17 protein-coding genes and 1 tRNA gene are annotated in these 15,774 nt (G+C 58.3%); 8 read left to right on the top strand and 10 right to left on the bottom strand.

What is annotated here, in order from left to right; all coding sequences use genetic code 11:
• Positions 1–45: 45 nt before the first annotated feature.
• The 3 genes from iscR to trmJ form a co-directional block, all read right to left on the bottom strand.
• Positions 46–537: a Fe-S cluster assembly transcriptional regulator IscR gene (iscR, locus tag AB4N80_RS00195; protein ID WP_122568813.1), complete on the bottom strand. Its 492-nt coding sequence runs from the start codon at positions 535–537 to the stop codon at positions 46–48.
• A 303-nt stretch (positions 538–840) separates the two neighbouring features.
• Positions 841–1,617, bottom strand: a complete 777-nt coding sequence (gene cysE, locus AB4N80_RS00200) for a serine O-acetyltransferase (RefSeq protein WP_122568814.1) — start codon at positions 1,615–1,617, stop codon at positions 841–843.
• A 1-nt stretch (position 1,618) separates the two neighbouring features.
• The gene (gene trmJ / locus AB4N80_RS00205) at positions 1,619–2,389 is read right to left on the bottom strand and encodes a tRNA (cytosine(32)/uridine(32)-2'-O)-methyltransferase TrmJ (protein WP_003185164.1); all 771 of its coding nucleotides are present in this window, start codon (positions 2,387–2,389) and stop codon (positions 1,619–1,621) included.
• Positions 2,390–2,533: 144 nt separating this feature from the next.
• Between trmJ and suhB the strand changes: the two genes are divergently transcribed.
• Positions 2,534–3,352, top strand: a complete 819-nt coding sequence (gene suhB, locus AB4N80_RS00210; RefSeq protein ID WP_003185165.1) for a type III secretion system regulator SuhB — start codon at positions 2,534–2,536, stop codon at positions 3,350–3,352.
• Between the two features lie 496 nt (positions 3,353–3,848).
• Here suhB and AB4N80_RS00215 read toward each other — a convergent pair whose 3' ends face one another.
• The 6 genes from AB4N80_RS00215 to queA all read right to left on the bottom strand — a co-directional run bounded on the left by AB4N80_RS00215 (position 3,849) and on the right by queA (position 9,932).
• A complete protein-coding gene (locus AB4N80_RS00215; protein WP_014336691.1) occupies positions 3,849–4,397 on the bottom strand; it encodes a glycine zipper 2TM domain-containing protein in 549 nt (182 codons plus the stop codon).
• 117 nt (positions 4,398–4,514) lie between these two features.
• A complete protein-coding gene (gene secF / locus AB4N80_RS00220; protein WP_122568816.1) occupies positions 4,515–5,429 on the bottom strand; it encodes a protein translocase subunit SecF in 915 nt (304 codons plus the stop codon).
• Positions 5,430–5,438: 9 nt separating this feature from the next.
• The gene (gene secD / locus AB4N80_RS00225) at positions 5,439–7,307 is read right to left on the bottom strand and encodes a protein translocase subunit SecD (RefSeq protein ID WP_122568817.1); all 1,869 of its coding nucleotides are present in this window, start codon (positions 7,305–7,307) and stop codon (positions 5,439–5,441) included.
• 63 nt (positions 7,308–7,370) lie between these two features.
• On the bottom strand, positions 7,371–7,709 hold the full coding sequence (gene yajC / locus AB4N80_RS00230; protein WP_007916913.1) for a preprotein translocase subunit YajC: 339 nt from the start codon (positions 7,707–7,709) through the stop codon (positions 7,371–7,373).
• Between the two features lie 43 nt (positions 7,710–7,752).
• Positions 7,753–8,868, bottom strand: a complete 1,116-nt coding sequence (tgt, locus tag AB4N80_RS00235) for a tRNA guanosine(34) transglycosylase Tgt (RefSeq protein WP_161951757.1) — start codon at positions 8,866–8,868, stop codon at positions 7,753–7,755.
• A 14-nt stretch (positions 8,869–8,882) separates the two neighbouring features.
• A complete protein-coding gene (gene queA / locus AB4N80_RS00240) occupies positions 8,883–9,932 on the bottom strand; it encodes a tRNA preQ1(34) S-adenosylmethionine ribosyltransferase-isomerase QueA (RefSeq protein WP_025211994.1) in 1,050 nt (349 codons plus the stop codon).
• 108 nt (positions 9,933–10,040) lie between these two features.
• Between queA and AB4N80_RS00245 the strand changes: the two genes are divergently transcribed.
• The 5 genes from AB4N80_RS00245 to AB4N80_RS00265 all read left to right on the top strand — a co-directional run bounded on the left by AB4N80_RS00245 (position 10,041) and on the right by AB4N80_RS00265 (position 13,183).
• Positions 10,041–10,125 (top strand) — tRNA-Leu (locus tag AB4N80_RS00245).
• Between the two features lie 339 nt (positions 10,126–10,464).
• The gene (locus AB4N80_RS00250; protein ID WP_122568818.1) at positions 10,465–10,794 is read left to right on the top strand and encodes a hypothetical protein; all 330 of its coding nucleotides are present in this window, start codon (positions 10,465–10,467) and stop codon (positions 10,792–10,794) included.
• 23 nt (positions 10,795–10,817) lie between these two features.
• A complete protein-coding gene (locus AB4N80_RS00255) occupies positions 10,818–11,111 on the top strand; it encodes a hypothetical protein (RefSeq protein ID WP_460080156.1) in 294 nt (97 codons plus the stop codon).
• Position 11,112: 1 nt separating this feature from the next.
• Positions 11,113–11,607: a PIN domain-containing protein gene (locus AB4N80_RS00260; protein ID WP_122568820.1), complete on the top strand. Its 495-nt coding sequence runs from the start codon at positions 11,113–11,115 to the stop codon at positions 11,605–11,607.
• Between the two features lie 238 nt (positions 11,608–11,845).
• Entirely contained in the window at positions 11,846–13,183 is a 1,338-nt protein-coding gene (locus AB4N80_RS00265; protein ID WP_122568821.1) for a hypothetical protein, read from the top strand.
• Positions 13,184–13,442: 259 nt separating this feature from the next.
• On the opposite strand, the gene AB4N80_RS00270 is transcribed toward AB4N80_RS00265, so the two are convergent.
• Positions 13,443–13,802 (bottom strand): DUF6124 family protein, encoded by a 360-nt coding sequence (locus AB4N80_RS00270; protein WP_122568822.1) that lies wholly within the window; start codon positions 13,800–13,802, stop codon positions 13,443–13,445.
• Between the two features lie 490 nt (positions 13,803–14,292).
• Between AB4N80_RS00270 and AB4N80_RS00275 the strand changes: the two genes are divergently transcribed.
• Together AB4N80_RS00275 and AB4N80_RS00280 are read left to right on the top strand one after the other, a co-directional pair.
• Positions 14,293–15,486: a colicin E3/pyocin S6 family cytotoxin gene (locus AB4N80_RS00275; RefSeq protein WP_460080160.1), complete on the top strand. Its 1,194-nt coding sequence runs from the start codon at positions 14,293–14,295 to the stop codon at positions 15,484–15,486.
• Positions 15,483–15,713, top strand: a complete 231-nt coding sequence (locus AB4N80_RS00280; RefSeq protein ID WP_116831504.1) for a DUF7683 domain-containing protein — start codon at positions 15,483–15,485, stop codon at positions 15,711–15,713. The genes AB4N80_RS00275 and AB4N80_RS00280 overlap by 4 nt, the downstream gene beginning before the upstream one ends.
• Positions 15,714–15,774 lie beyond the last annotated feature (61 nt).

A 15,774-nucleotide genomic window follows, 5' to 3' on the forward strand; every position in this document is an offset into this window, starting at 1 on the left:
TTCTCCTAAATCAGGCTGGCTGGCGTTCCGCGTGCTCTGCGGCAGTCATTCGACGGCGGACGCTTCAATCTTGTCCAGGTGCAGCGTCTTGCCATTGCAACGGCGCTGGTCCTGACGCTGGGCTACTTCTTGCACCTCACGGCGAGTTACAAGGTCAGCCAAGCTGATACCGCTTAGAAATTCGTGAATCTGCAGGCTGAGGTCGCACCACAAGTGGTGGGTCAGGCAAGTATCGCCGCCATGGCAGTCGCCAAGGCCCTGGCATTTGGTCGCATCGACCGATTCGTTCACCGCATCGATCACCTGGGCGACCTGGATGCCCTGCATGTCGCGCGACAGCTGGTAGCCGCCACCGGGGCCGCGAACGCTGGAAACCAGGTTGCTGCGGCGCAGCTTGGCGAACAGCTGTTCAAGGTAAGACAGGGAAATGCCCTGGCGCTCGGAGATATCGGCCAGGGACACCGGCCCGTGCTGCGCATGCAATGCCAGATCCAGCATTGCGGTCACGGCGTATCGGCCTTTTGTAGTCAGTCGCATGGACAATTACCACGGAGTTCGGAATGGGGGCGAGTATGCAATTCCCGAGTATTTAAGTCAAGTATAAGACCTAGTGCTTTACTCAGGTTTACCCGCGAAAGAGCGCGCGCATGATAGCAAAGGCTGGCCAGTGGCGACCAGCTATACCGCGTTATCGTTCATCGCGAGCAAGCTTTGCTCCCACAGCCCTCCCCCCCCCACAGATGGATCCTGTAAAACCAGGACACCTGTGGGAGCAAGGACACCTGAGGGCGCGGGAACACCTGTGGGAGCAAGGCTTGCCCGCGATGCAGGCGCCTCGGTTCAGCTGGCCTGAGTCTCATCCTTATCCTTCACACACGCGAAATCTTCCTCGCGCAGCTCAGGCAGGTCCTTGGCACAGTAATTACTGCCCAGGTCCTTCAGGGCGCCGCACATCCCCTCCAGGCGCCCATCGACGGCCTGCAGGTGATCGAGCAACTGGTTGATGGCGCGGGCGACCGGGTCGGGCATGTCCTCGCCAACACCGTAGGCGTCGAAGCCGATCTTCTCGGCCATGGCCTTGCGACGGGCATCCTGCTCCTCGTCGGATTTGACGATGATCCGGCCTGGAATACCCACCACGGTCGCGCCCGGCGGCACGGCCTTGGTCACCACGGCGTTGGAGCCGACTTTCGCCCCCGCCCCCACCGTGAACGGCCCGAGCACCTTGGCGCCGGCACCGACCACCACGCCGTCTTCCAGGGTTGGGTGGCGCTTGCCTTTGTTCCAGCTGGTGCCGCCGAGGGTCACGCCCTGATACAGGGTCACATCGTCGCCGATCTCGGCGGTTTCGCCGATGACGATGCCCATGCCGTGGTCGATGAAGAACCGACGGCCGACCTTGGCACCCGGGTGGATCTCGATCCCGGTCAGCCAACGGCCGAAGTTCGAGACCAGCCGCGCCAGCCACTTCCAGCCCATGTTCCACAAGGCGCCGGACAGGCGATGGATCCAGATGGCGTGCATCCCCGGGTAGCAGGTCAGCACTTCAAAGGCATTGCGCGCCGCCGGGTCACGATGGAAAACACTTTGGATATCTTCACGCAAACGTTCGAACATTTTATTTCTTCCGCTTAATCAGCTCGCCACGGGCCGCCTTCTGGGTTTCCGTGAGGATGCCGCGCAATATATTCATCTCCGCCCGGCTGACCGAGCTTCGTCCGTACAACCGACGCAGGCGCGCCATCAAGTGTCGCGGCTTTTCCGGGTCGAGGAATTCGATGTCCACCAGGGTCTGCTCCAGGTGTTCAAAGAATCGTTCCAGCTCGTCCATGGTCGCCAGTGTCTCACTGCGCGGCGACGTGACCTCGGTTTTTTCGACTTTGCTGGGCTTGCCTTCGGCCGCCAGCCAAGCCATGCGCACTTCATAACTCAACACCTGCACCGCCGCCCCCAGGTTCAAGGAACTGAACTCGGGGTCGGAAGGGATATGCACGTGAAAGTGACATCGCTGCAGCTCGTCGTTGGTCAGGCCGGAGTCTTCACGGCCGAACACCAGGGCGATTTCAAAGCCTTGCGCGGCCTCCTCGACCACTTTGGTCCCGCATTCGCGGGGGTCGAGCAGCGGCCAGGGGATACGGCGGTCGCGGGCGCTGGTGCCGAGCACCAGGTTGCAGCCCACCAGGGCATCTTCCAACGTGGCGACGACCTGGGCGTTGGCGAGGATGTCACCGGCGCCGGAGGCCCGGGCGTCGGCTTCGTGATGGGGAAACAAGCGCGGCTCGACCAGCACCAGGCGCGACAGGCCCATGTTCTTCATGGCCCGCGCAGCTCCGCCGATGTTACCCGGATGGCTGGTATTGACCAGGACGACACGAATGTTCTGCAACAAGGGAGGCGCTCTCGAACACGATAAAGGGAGCAAATCTTACATAAGCACCTACCGTTAAGCTATGAAAGCGAACACCAACCTTCTCCTCGGAAAACTTTCTGATAGAATGCGCGGCTTTCTTTAACAACCTTAGGTGACACATCCATGCAGCCCATGCTGAATATCGCGCTGCGCGCCGCCCGCAGCGCCAGTGAACTGATCTTCCGCTCCATCGAGCGCCTGGATACCATCAAGGTCGATGAAAAAGACGCCAAGGACTACGTGTCCGAGGTCGATCGCGCCGCCGAGCAAAAGATCGTCGACGCCCTGCGCAAGGCTTATCCGAACCACTCCATCCTCGGTGAAGAGACTGGCATGCACGCCGGTACCGGCATCGAAGGCGAAGAGTACCTGTGGATCATCGATCCGCTGGACGGCACCACCAACTTCTTGCGCGGCATTCCTCACTTCGCTGTCAGCATCGCCTGCAAATACCGTGGCCGCCTGGAACACGCCGTGGTGCTGGACCCGGTTCGCCAGGAAGAATTCACCGCCAGCCGTGGCCGTGGCGCCCAACTGAACGGTCGTCGCCTGCGCGTCAGCGGCCGCACCAGCCTGGATGGCGCCCTGCTGGGTACCGGCTTCCCGTTCCGTGATGACCAGATGGACAACCTGGACAACTACCTGGGCATGTTCCGCGCCCTGGTCGGCCAGACCGCCGGCATCCGCCGCGCCGGTGCTGCGAGCCTGGATTTGGCTTATGTGGCTGCTGGTCGTTTCGATGCGTTCTGGGAGTCGGGCCTGTCCGAGTGGGACATGGCTGCGGGCGCCCTGCTGATCCAGGAAGCCGGCGGCTTGGTGAGTGACTTCACTGGTGGCCATGATTTCCTTGAGAAAGGTCACATCGTTGCTGGCAACACCAAATGCTTCAAGGCTGTGCTCACCGCCATCCAGCCGCATTTGCCGGCTTCGCTGAAGCGCTAAGCAGCTCGGCTACAGAAAAAGCACCCTTCGGGGTGCTTTTTTATGCCTGCCCCACACCACTCAGCTCAGATGAACACCCCGTGGCGAGGGAGCTTGCTCCCGCTGGGCTGCGCAGGCGACCCAAGATCTTGCGGTCGCTGCGCAACCGAGCGGGAGCAAGCTCCCTCGCCACAATGGATGACACCTGAGCATGGATGCAGGCTGAACCACCGCTATCGCGAGCAAGCTCGCTCCCACAGAGGGATTTGGGCCGGGCACAGGTTTCGTATCCGCTGGAGATCCAGTGTGGGAGCGAGCTTGCTCGCGATGGCGGTGGCACATTCGACATGGATGCAAGCTGATCCACCGCTATCGCGAGCAAGCTCGCTCCCACAGGGGATTTGGGCCGGACACAAGATTTGTGTCCACTGCAGCTCCCACAGGGGATTGGTGACGGGCCATGAAATGCGGGCATAAAAAAAGCACCCCAAAGGGTGCTTTTTTCATAGCGGTTGGATTACTGGGCTGGTTCGTTCTGGCCCAGGATCAGTTGACCTTCCTTGCTCACCGGGATCTGGTTGCCCGGGTCGCGGTCCATGCGGACTTTGCCTTCTTTGCCGTCGAGCATGTAGCGAACGTCGTAGCCTACCACCTTGTCGCTGATGTCATTGACCGTGTTGCAGCGAGTCTGGGTGGTGGTGTAGGTGTCGCGTTCCTGCATGCCTTCCTGAATCTTGTTACCGGCATAACCACCACCGGCCGCACCCGCCACGGTAGCGATTTTCTTGCCGGTGCCGCCGCCGATCTGGTTACCCAGCAGGCCACCGGCTACGGCGCCCAACACGGTACCGGCGATCTGGTGCTGGTCCTGGACTGGCTTCTGCCGAGTCACGGTGACGTCCTTGCACACTTCACGCGGGGTCTTGATTTGGGTCTTGACCGGCTCCACGGCCAATACTTGCGCATACTCAGGGCCACTTTTTACCAAGCTGTAGGTGGCGACCGCACCACCGGCTGTTACACCGACAGCACCCAATACCGCACCAACCAGCATCGATTTGTTCACTTGAACCTCCTGACCATCACAAGCGGATTAATCCGCGCTTCTCCCAGCCTTGGAGCACAAAAAAAGGCGCGAGTTCAACTCGCGCCTTTTCTGCTGTGACGGACGGGAAACCGAGCCTTATGGGCGGTCGTCCACTTCCGTGTCAGTGGCCGCAGGAGGAATCAGATCCTCGGAGCTCAGCTTCAGCCAGATCAACACCACGTTGGCGATGTAGATCGACGAGTAAGTACCCGCCATCACACCAATGAACAGTGCGATGGAGAAACCGAACAGGTTGTCGCCGCCGAAGAACAGCAGCGCGGCAATCGCCAGCAAGGTGGAGATCGACGTCGCCATGGTCCGCAGCAGGGTCTGGGTGGTCGAGATGTTGATGTTCTCGACCAAGGAGGCCTTGCGCAGCACACGGAAGTTTTCACGCACCCGGTCGAACACCACGATGGTGTCGTTGAGCGAGTAACCGATGATCGCCAGCACTGCCGCCAGCACCGTCAAGTCGAAGGTGATCTGGAAGAACGACAGGATGCCCACGGTCACGATCACGTCGTGGATCAGCGAGACAATCGCGCCCACCGCGAACTTCCACTGGAAGCGGAACGCCAGGTAGAGCATCACGCCGCCCAGCGCCAGCAGCATGCCGAGGCCGCCCTGGTCGCGCAGCTCTTCACCCACCTGCGGGCCAACGAACTCGACGCGCTTGACCTGGGCCGGGTTGTCGCCGCCGGCCTTCTGCAAAGCTTCGGCTACCTGGTGACCCAATTGCGGGTCTTCACCTGGCATACGCACCAACAGATCAGTCGTTGCGCCAAAGCTCTGCACGATGGCATCGCTGTAGCCGGAGGACGCCAGTTGCTCACGCACCTTGGTGACGTCAGCCGGACGCTCGTAGGTCAGCTCGATGAGCGTACCGCCGGTGAAGTCCAGGCCATAGTTCAGGCCCTTGGTGGCCCAGCTGAACAACGCCAGGACTGTAAGGAACAAGGTGAGGCCGAACGCAATATTGCGAACGCCCATGAAGTTGATTGTACGTAACATGGCAGCCCCTTAAATCCACAACTTCTTGAAGTCACGACCGCCAAAGATCAGGTTGACCATTGCGCGGGTCACCATGATGGCTGTGAACATCGAGGTAAAGATCCCGAGGGACATGGTCACTGCGAAGCCCTTCACCGGGCCGGTGCCCATGGCAAAGAGAATCCCGCCCACCAGCAACGTGGTCAGGTTGGAGTCGATAATCGCAGTAAATGCCCGGCCGAAGCCTTCGTTGATTGCCCGCTGGATCGACATGCCCGCAGCGATCTCTTCACGTATCCGCGAGAAGATCAGCACGTTGGCGTCCACCGCCATACCCATGGTCAACACGATACCGGCGATACCCGGCAGGGTCAGCGTGGCGCCCAGCAAGGACATCAGGGCCAGCAGCAGCACCATGTTCACCGCCAGCGCAACCGTGGCGATCAGGCCGAAGAAGCGGTAGATGGCGATGATGAACAGCGACACGAACAGCATGCCCCACAGCGAAGCATCGATACCCTTGGTGATGTTGTCGGCACCCAGGCTCGGGCCAATGGTGCGCTCTTCAGCGAAGTACATTGGCGCGGCCAGGCCACCGGCACGCAGCAGCAGGGCCAGTTCCGAGGACTCCCCCTGGCCGTTGAGGCCGGTGATGCGGAACTGGCTGCCCAGCGGCGACTGGATGGTCGCCAGGCTGATGATCTTCTTCTCTTCCTTGAAGGTCTGTACCGGTACGTCTTTCTCGACGCCGTTGACCACTTGCTTGGTGTAGGTGGTGGTCGGCTTCTGCTCGATGAAGATCACCGCCATGCTGCGACCAACGTTACTGCGCGTGGCGCGGCTCATCAGTTCGCCGCCATGGCCGTCCAGGCGAATGTTCACCTGCGGACGACCCTGCTCGTCGAAGCCCGCCTGGGCGTCGGTCACCTGGTCACCGGTGATGATCAGGCCACGCTCGATCTGCGCCGCCGGACGACCGCCCTCACGGAACTCGAAGCTCTCGGAAGTGGCCTTGGAAGCCCCCGGCTCAGCGGCCAGGCGGAACTCCAGGTTGGCGGTCTTGCCGAGGATACGCTTGGCTTCGGCGGTGTCCTGCACGCCCGGCAGCTCAACCACGATGCGGTTGGCGCCCTGGCGCTGAACGATCGGCTCGGCCACACCCAGCTCGTTGACGCGGTTACGCACCGTGGTCAAGTTCTGCTTGATGGAGTATTCGCGGATTTCCGCCAGCTTGGCCGGGGTCATCGCCAGACGCAGCACCGCCTGACCATTGAGGTCGGCCGGCACAATGTCGAAATCATTGAAGTTCTTGCGGATCAGCGCACGGGCCTGCTCGCGGGCATCTTCATCGCTGAAGCCCAGCTGAATGGCACCGTCGAGTGGCGGCAGGCTGCGATAACGCAGACGCTCTTTACGCAGCAGGCTCTTGACGTCGCCTTCGTAGACTTTCATCCGCGCGTCGAGGGCTTTTTCCATGTCCACTTCCAGCAGGAAGTGCACACCGCCGGACAAGTCCAGGCCCAGCTTCATCGGGTGCGCGCCAAGCTTGCGCAGCCATTGCGGAGTGGTCTGGGCCAGGTTCAGAGCTACGACGTAATCGTCGCCCAACGCCTTGCGCACCACGTCCTTGGCTGGCAGTTGGTCTTCGGCCTTGACCAGGCGCAACAGACCGCCCTTGCCACCTTCGGCAACGGTCGCAGCCTTGACTTCGATGTTGGACGCCTTGAGCGCAGCGCTCGCACGGTCCAGATCGGCCTGGGTGACCTGCAGCGCAGTGCTTGCGCCACTGACCTGAATGGCCGGGTCATCCGGGTATAGATTGGGAGCGGAATAAATCAGACCGACCGCCAGCACCGCCAGGATCAGTACATATTTCCACAGAGGGTATTTGTTCAGCATCACGCCGCCCGCTTATGACGCGGGGCGCCTTGCGCGCCCCGTCGATTGAATAGAAGTTGTTACTTAGATCGCTTTCAGCGTGCCTTTTGGCAGCGTGGCCGCGATAGCGCCCTTCTGGAACTTCATTTCAACAGTGTCGGACACTTCCAGTACCACGAAGTCATCAGCCACTTTGGTGATCTTGCCAGCGATGCCGCCGGTGGTGACCACTTCATCGCCCTTCTGCAAGCTGCTCAGCAGGTTCTTCTGCTCTTTGGCGCGCTTGGCCTGTGGACGCCAGATCATCAGGTAGAAGATGACCAGGAAGCCGACCAGGAAAATCCACTCGAAACCACCGCCCATAGGGCCGGCAGCAGCAGGTGCAGCCGCGTCAGCCATGGCATTAGAGATAAAAAAGCTCATTTAGCACTCCAGTTGCAAGTATTGAATCTAGGGATCGGAAAACTCAGTCCAAGGGCGGAACAGGCAACCCGCGCTTGGCATAGAAGGCCTCGACAAAGGCGGCCAATGTACCCTGTTGGATAGCCTCGCGCAAACCAGCCATAAGCACCTGATAATGGCGCAAATTGTGGATGGTATTGAGCATACTGCCGAGCATTTCGCCGCACTTGTCCAAATGATGCAGATAAGCGCGGGAGAAGTTCTGGCAGGTGTAGCAATCGCACGTCGGATCCAGCGGCGAATCATCATGGCGATGGAACGCGTTACGGATCTTCAGCACACCAGTGTCGATGAACAGATGCCCATTGCGGGCATTACGGGTTGGCATCACGCAATCGAACATGTCCACACCGCGGCGCACACCCTCAACCAGATCTTCCGGTTTGCCAACGCCCATAAGGTAACGAGGTTTGTCAGCGGGCATCTCGCCCGGCAGGTAATCGAGCACCTTGATCATCTCGTGCTTGGGCTCGCCCACCGACAGACCACCAATCGCCAGGCCGTCGAAGCCGATCTTGTCCAAGCCTTCGAGGGAGCGCATGCGCAGGTCGCGATGCATGCCGCCCTGCACAATCCCGAACAGCGCCGCGGTGTTTTCGCCATGGGCGTTCTTCGAACGCTGGGCCCAGCGCAACGACAGCTCCATGGACACCCGCGCCACGTCTTCATCGGCCGGGTACGGCGTGCATTCGTCGAAGATCATCACGATGTCCGAGCCCAGGTCGCGCTGCACCTGCATCGACTCTTCCGGGCCCATGAACACCTTGGAGCCGTCGACCGGAGAAGCGAAGGTCACGCCCTCCTCCTTGATCTTGCGCATCGCGCCCAGGCTGAACACCTGGAAGCCGCCGGAGTCGGTCAGGATCGGGCCTTTCCACTGCATGAAATCGTGCAGGTCGCCGTGGGCCTTGATCACCTCCATGCCCGGGCGCAGCCACAGGTGGAAGGTGTTGCCGAGGATGATCTCCGCGCCAATCGCCTCGATGTCACGCGGCAGCATGCCCTTGACCGTGCCGTAGGTACCCACCGGCATGAACGCCGGGGTTTCCACGGTACCGCGGGGGAAGGTCAGACGACCGCGACGAGCCTTGCCATCGGTGGCGAGCAACTCGAAGGACATGCGACAGGTGCGACTCATACTGTTTCCTCGGGTCCGCGTGGCGCGGGGTTACGGGTGATGAACATCGCATCACCGTAGCTGAAAAAGCGGTATCCATGCTCGACGGCGGCCTTGTAGGCGGCCATGGCTTCGGGATAACCGGCGAACGCCGAAACCAGCATCAACAGCGTGGATTCAGGCAAATGAAAATTGGTGACCAGGGCATCGACCACATGAAACGGCCGGCCCGGGTAGATAAAGATATCGGTGTCGCCACTGAACGGTTTGAGCACGCCATCGCGCGCGGCGCTTTCCAGGGAACGCACGCTGGTGGTCCCCACCGCCACCACCCGCCCACCGCGAGCACGGCAGGCCGCCACGGCATCGACCACTTCCTGGCTCACTTCCAGCCATTCGTTGTGCATGTGATGGTCTTCAATGCGCTCCACACGCACCGGCTGAAACGTGCCGGCGCCGACATGCAACGTCACGAACGCCGTCTCCACACCCTTGGCGGCAATCGCCTCCAGCAACGGCTGATCAAAATGCAGCCCCGCCGTCGGCGCCGCCACCGCCCCCAGGCGCTCGGCGTACACGGTCTGATAACGCTCGCGGTCCGAACCTTCGTCCGGGCGATCTATATAAGGAGGCAACGGCATGTGCCCGACACGGTCGAGCAGCGGCAACACCTCTTCGGCAAATTCCAGCTCGAACAACGCATCATGCCGCGCCACCATCACCGCCTCACCACCGCCGTCGATCAAAATCGACGAACCCGGCTTGGGCGACTTGCTGGAGCGCACATGGGCCAGCACACGGTGACTGTCCAGCACCCGCTCCACCAGAATCTCCAGCTTGCCGCCGGAGGCCTTCTGGCCAAACAACCGCGCCGGAATCACCCGGGTATTGTTGAACACCATCAAATCGCCCGGGCGCAAATGCTCAAGCAAATCAGTGAATTGACGGTGAGCCATGGCACCGCTGACCCCGTCCAGGGTCAACAGTCGACTGGCGCGACGCTCGGCCAGCGGGTGGCGAGCGATCAGCGAATCCGGGAGTTCGAAGGTAAAGTCAGCAACACGCATGATGGGGTTCGTCTAGCAGGGCCGGAAAGTCTAGCGGAAATATCAAAAATTCACCATGAAACGTGATTGACCAACGGTAGGCACCTCTCTATACTTCGCCGCCATTGAGCCCTGATGGCGGAATTGGTAGACGCGGCGGATTCAAAATCCGTTTTCGAAAGGAGTGGGAGTTCGAGTCTCCCTCGGGGCACCATCTTAAAGAAAGACCTTGAAATTCAAGGTCTTTTTTTTCGTCTGTAGGAAAGTGGTTTTCTGCGGGTAATGCAGAGTTCAGCCAATTCCCCTCTCGCTTTTGTGGCGAGGGGATTTATCCCCGCTGGGCCGCGAAGCGACCCCAAATACCAAACAATGGAGAGGAAGCACCTGTGGTGGGGGAAAACCTGTGGCGAGGGAGCTTGCTCCCGCTTGAGCGCGAAGCGCTCACAAAGCAGTCACCACCCTCACCGATACTCCGAGTTGCCACGGCCAAGGCATAAACCATCAACCCAACTCCACCCCACCCTACTCACCCAGTCACGAAGGATTTCACCCCATGGAATTGCTGCTGGAAACGGTCGCTCTTTACTCCCTCAAGCTGGCTTATGAGACAGAGGGTCACAGCCCGATCCTGCGAGATGATCCGTTGATGGGCAGTTGCGACCGTGAGGTTTTTGAGTTGTTGATACGGCGGGGCGATGTAGCAGGGATTCAGGGTGAAATCGGTCGATGCTTGGATTTGGCATTGGGAGCGGTTGGTGGGGTGGATACGGTGCTTGGTTGTGAGCTGCATCGTTTGGCAAAGAATTTTGGTGCTGCACAGACGACCGAGGGGCTTTATGCTCCAGCTATCATTCTGAGGGATTATCTGCGGGATGTTCTTTGAATCGGACCCGCCAGGAGGAAATCATGATCGACTTTAAAATGGCTGAAGCGGCTGCCCGTAATGGCTTTGATGATTTTGTACAGGGAGCAAGTAACATCGTTCTGGAGGAGATTGTCATTTCAGATGACAATTCGCGGTATGAGGTTACCTTTAGCTACGATATCAACCGCACTCCTTCTCCAATCTCAGGAACGCGTACTAGAACGCCGCTTTTTGAATTGGCCACTGTTTTGGGCAAGCGGAAAGAATACAAGACTTTTTTAGTTTCATCTAAAGATGGATCACTCAAGGGATTCAAGCGCTACAAAGGCCAATAAAATGGCCAAAAACAAAAAAAGGTCGGTACCCAATCACAAAAGAAACATAATAATCGATACCAACCTTCTGCTATTGCTAATAATTGGCAGCGTAGAAGAAGGTAGATTCATCTCGAGCTCAAAGAGGCTGAAAGACTTTAGCATTGGCGACTATGATTTGTTACTTAAAGCCATCAAACCATTTGGAGAAGGCTACACAACAAAATACATTGCCGCAGAGGTCTCCAACCTTCTAGATTTAAAGGGATATGCTCAAGAGAAAGCCTTTGAAATTGCCAGGACCATTTTTGAAACGTTCAAAGAGATAGACTCCAATCTCAACGACGATTTACAAAACCCCTACCTTCCGCAATTTGGATTGACTGACTCCAAGCTAATCGAGCTGTCATCCACTCATTTAATATTCACCGCCGACGACCGACTATCCCCTCTATTATGGGGATCTGGCGAGGGAAACGTTTACTCACTGGGGATGATAAGAGCACTTGCATCTTAAGGTCGAGTGGCCACTGGGGAAAACTATCGGGAGATGGCTAAACAGTTACCAAGGACACACGTGAATCTACAAATCGAAATCGAGCGAATCGGGCAGAGATGGAAAGGCACGTTTGCAACGGGTATCCCTTCCCCACCTTTTAGGCCCGCCTCGGGTTGACTCATAAATATCTGTCAGCTATTTCACGCGCTCTTCTACGTAACCAAGGAAGGTCTACAGAATTGAAGGACTCAGACTGATGCCAATTTCAGCAGGGGATTTCTTATATCCTTACGTAAAATTCCTCCACGGTGCTGCCTACAACCTGCACCAGATCCTGGAAGGGCTTGGCGTCGTATCTTCGACCTTCACCGGGCGTAACGAAGCTGGGCAAATCACCGGAACCTACTGGTCGCCCGATCAAGCGATGGTGATCACGCTTGGCTATCTGATGATGCTGTCGCTGCTGCTGATTCCCTTGCTGGCAGCAGCGGCCTATACGGTGGACAAGAAGCGAGGTGTACTCATCTTCTTCGCGCTCTTGCTCCTACCGGGTGGGTTGAACTGCCTTGGCCTTTTCCCCGTCATCAATTACCTGCCCATCCGTTACACCATCAATGGCGTTGGGAAACTGGGCAGCGAAGTCGGGCTGATTCCCCTGTTAATGCTTTGCGCCATCACCGGATGGGCCGTCATGGTGCTTATCTATGACAACCTCAACCTCACCGAACGCTTCCGTCAGATATACGATCACTTCTGGTTTCCACTGGCATTGGTCGCAGCAGTGTTCTTCGTGGCGGACAACGGCGCCAACGAAGACGCCACGTTGCTGAAGGAGGCGACGGCGAGCATCCAGGACGCCAGCGCGTTCCTGTTGAGCCAGATCAGGCGCTACGACGATTACTGCAAGGCTAATGGCTTGGATAACCTGAAATCGTGCCAGTGGAGCAGCGATTCGCAGTGGACCTTTACTCACATCAAGGAAGGTGAAGCCGGCTACTTCATAGACTACGCACCGGATGATTCCAAAGGGTTCTACGCCGCGAATAGAAGAACCATAAGCGATGAGGATGTGATCGCCATTCGCAAAGAGATCAACGACTACAACCAACGGTTGTGCCCCGTGAAGCACTTTTCTAACGTCATCTCGCGCTCATCGCCGCTCTCCAGCACCTGCGAGTACGTCCCCCGCGGCTATTGCTCGGCCAATCCGGATGGCCCACCGGGTCTGGTGGACAAAAATATCGGCAGTCACACTGTAGCCTTGGCCAGCGAATGCATCGTTCCGTGGCTGGCCGGTGCCAAGCCTTCCTTGAAGCAGTTGTCCGCGCTGGTCAGCCAACATGACAAAGCCAAGAATCACCGTTGGCTGTATTTCCTTGCTGTCGCTGTGGCGGTCGGAGCGAAGGTGGCCTTGGCGACTACCAAGCTATGCTTGATTGATGCACGGCCTGCGGCGGATCGGCGTCGAGCTCTAAGGGCTGCACGGCAACGCTTGGGTCAGTGTTTCCGCGTACTAAGGCGCTTGCTGGCCGGTTCCGGACAGTTAGCATGGTTCGCTGCGATCCGGGTGTCCAAGCTGGTTAAACGGGAGTAGCACGGCGGGACTAGCACTCTACCGGTAGACACAACGGGCGCCGAGGGTTTTACGCTAGGCCAACCCTGGTAACAGGAAGACAGACTTGTTTCAGCCAAAGAAAATAAATCCGTCCCCTTTTCTTCAGCCCGAACACAAAAAATCTGCTACTCCCGCAAGCCACGATTTATATGGTGCCCTACAGTCTCCCTCGGGCACAAAAAAGGTCTTGCTAGGCAAGACCTTTTTTCCAATCCGGGCGCTAGGTAGCACTGCTACCCTACCTCACCTCAACAATATCCAAAGCCCGATTCGCCAACAGCTCACTCACCTCAATCACCTGCAAAATCCCCATCGCAACACGCCTTCGCGATCCATCCAGATCAAACGCCAAATCACTGATCATTGCGTTCGCCGAAGCCAGATTCTCACTGAGATTCGCAAGCAAACACTCAGAATCCACACTCGGATCAATCCGAAAAATGGAGTCGGACTTGTCAGATGTTTCGTTCTTAGGCTTGGGTTTCAGATAAAAATCCAACGCTCGCGTGGCGGCGTCATCGATTTTCTTGTTGCGGACAGACTGAGCACGAGAGACGTGCTCGTTCGTATCAGGGGGATTCGGAGTATCTTTTGCCATTATCTTGCTTCCTGTAGTTGGAGCCATCACCCGCTCGCGACTAAACGAAGGGAGGCAGCTGTACGCAGGTTAGTCGACCGGGGAAACAAGAAACCGGCGCATCCGAGGACGCCCTGCGCACAGCCACCATCGAGTGCAGGATGGGAATCCCGACTGGATGACGCCTTGCACAACCTGTTTCACCCTGGGCGACTAAACCCGGTCACTGATGAGCAGTGACAGGTCCCAAACTACCGACGCAGCCCAAGGCGGACAAGCCGGCGGATTCTGGCGTAGTTGTAGGCAAAGGCGCAAGGCGACGTCGTCTCGCGAGTTGCGGTTGCCCAATGACTGACAGCCCCACCTGACGCTTCAGATTGTTCCGGCCCTCAATAGCCAGCCCTACCTGTTTTGAGGAAGCCGGAACGACCACTTCAAGAAACCTCCTACATCGCGCCCCTCTCTTCCCGCGTTAGCGTCTCTCCCGCATTTACCGGACGAGATTCACTACGTGGCGACACGCAAAAAAGACATCCCCCAGGTTCGAAACCCACCCGGCGGCGACGGGCATCACCTCACTTATCGGGACATGAACGCCAGCGAACTGGCCGACCGCGACGCCCTACAGCAGGCTTATGAAGCCATGCTTGCCCGGCAAGCAGCCTACGAACAAGCGCGCTGGGCCACGGTGGATAACAAACCGTTATCCAGCGTCACCGGGAGCGTGTTTGCCAAGAGCTGCAAGCTCCCCAACGGCGTCATCGATTACAGCAACCCCAACGGCTACGTCCCGGCGGACCTGATCAAGCAGTACGGCGATCTCATGTGGCTCGGCGGTCGGATCGCCGAGCCATCCGGCACGATCCCCCTCAAGCGGATCGGCGCTGGCACGGTTCCCGTTACCTTGGGCAGGCTCGCGCTGGGCGGTTCGGCAACTTCCGCGGCTGCCGCTGCCGGTGGCACCGTCGGCGCGGCCCTGCTGACCGGCATTGTCGCCCTGCTCTGGCCGTCCAATCTGGGCGATAGCGCGCTTTACAGCGAAGACCAGCTACGCGATCTCAAGCAGGCCCGCAGCCGTGTGCGCTTGAGCGTCGAGCAGCAGGCCGACGGCAGCCTCAAGGGCTACGGTTTCTACACCGGCCAGAACCGCGATTGGGAAATGGTCGACGTTGTCCAGTTCACTCCGCGCGCCGACCAGTTTATTGCTGACTTGGGCGATGGCATCGAACTGATCTGGACGCCGGCCACCAACCCGTCCGACACCCTCGGCATCCCCGCCCTGGAAGCGGCGCCCCAGGCGCCTCCCATCTGGGTCTATCCGCCGACGCCGATGGCCGACAGCATCATCGTCGACCCGATCTATCCGCCGGAGTACAAGGATTTCATTCTGGTGTTTCCGGCGGATTCGGGGGTTCGGCCGGTTTATGTGGTTTTGAGTGTTCCCGGGGATCATAAGTACTACAAGCCCCCGTCGCTGCTTCCAGCGTTTCCAGAAGCTAAGATTGCTCCATCCAAAACGTTTGTACGTGGCGGCGGGGTTAAACGGCGAAGATGGAAGGATCGTAAAGGCAAGATTTATGAATGGGACTCACAGCATGGCGCTGTAGAGCTATACACAAAACAAGGTCAACACCTTGGCGAGTTCGATCCAATAACTGGGGAACAAACCAAACCCGCCGATCCGACAAGGAAAGTAGAAAAATGAAGCCCGTCGTTGAAATTTTTGACCAGACTACCGAAGAGCTAATACAGACCGTGGAAGTCCCAAGCGTATACATGGACCCATTGGCCGCACTTATGGGTTGGACAAAGCCTGAAGATTTTTGCTTTGTCTACGACCTGTCACCACAGCAGATAAAGACCATAGAAGAGTGGACTCACACAACCATTCATGGTGATAACCGCATCATTCAAATCGTCTGCCTCGAATGACGAACGCGGGCATTTTTGAAAAAGGCCTTGTTAGACAAGACCTTTTTCTTACACCGCTGTA

The organism is Pseudomonas sp. H3_A02 (genome assembly GCF_054671965.1).

Excerpts from the sequence above, each read along its gene's own strand:
- iscR (WP_122568813.1), bottom strand. The coding sequence starts at position 537 with ATGCGACTGACTACAAAAGGCCGATACGCCGTGACCGCAATGCTGGAT.
- cysE (WP_122568814.1), bottom strand. The coding sequence starts at position 1,617 with ATGTTCGAACGTTTGCGTGAAGATATCCAAAGTGTTTTCCATCGTGAC.
- suhB (WP_003185165.1), top strand. The coding sequence starts at position 2,534 with ATGCAGCCCATGCTGAATATCGCGCTGCGCGCCGCCCGCAGCGCCAGT.
- secF (WP_122568816.1), bottom strand. The coding sequence starts at position 5,429 with ATGTTACGTACAATCAACTTCATGGGCGTTCGCAATATTGCGTTCGGC.
- secD (WP_122568817.1), bottom strand. The coding sequence starts at position 7,307 with ATGCTGAACAAATACCCTCTGTGGAAATATGTACTGATCCTGGCGGTG.
- yajC (WP_007916913.1), bottom strand. The coding sequence starts at position 7,709 with ATGAGCTTTTTTATCTCTAATGCCATGGCTGACGCGGCTGCACCTGCT.
- tgt (WP_161951757.1), bottom strand. The coding sequence starts at position 8,868 with ATGTCCTTCGAGTTGCTCGCCACCGATGGCAAGGCTCGTCGCGGTCGT.
- queA (WP_025211994.1), bottom strand. The coding sequence starts at position 9,932 with ATGCGTGTTGCTGACTTTACCTTCGAACTCCCGGATTCGCTGATCGCT.
- AB4N80_RS00250 (WP_122568818.1), top strand. The coding sequence starts at position 10,465 with ATGGAATTGCTGCTGGAAACGGTCGCTCTTTACTCCCTCAAGCTGGCT.
- AB4N80_RS00255 (WP_460080156.1), top strand. The coding sequence starts at position 10,818 with ATGATCGACTTTAAAATGGCTGAAGCGGCTGCCCGTAATGGCTTTGAT.
- AB4N80_RS00260 (WP_122568820.1), top strand. The coding sequence starts at position 11,113 with ATGGCCAAAAACAAAAAAAGGTCGGTACCCAATCACAAAAGAAACATA.
- AB4N80_RS00265 (WP_122568821.1), top strand. The coding sequence starts at position 11,846 with ATGCCAATTTCAGCAGGGGATTTCTTATATCCTTACGTAAAATTCCTC.
- AB4N80_RS00270 (WP_122568822.1), bottom strand. The coding sequence starts at position 13,802 with ATGGCAAAAGATACTCCGAATCCCCCTGATACGAACGAGCACGTCTCT.
- AB4N80_RS00280 (WP_116831504.1), top strand. The coding sequence starts at position 15,483 with ATGAAGCCCGTCGTTGAAATTTTTGACCAGACTACCGAAGAGCTAATA.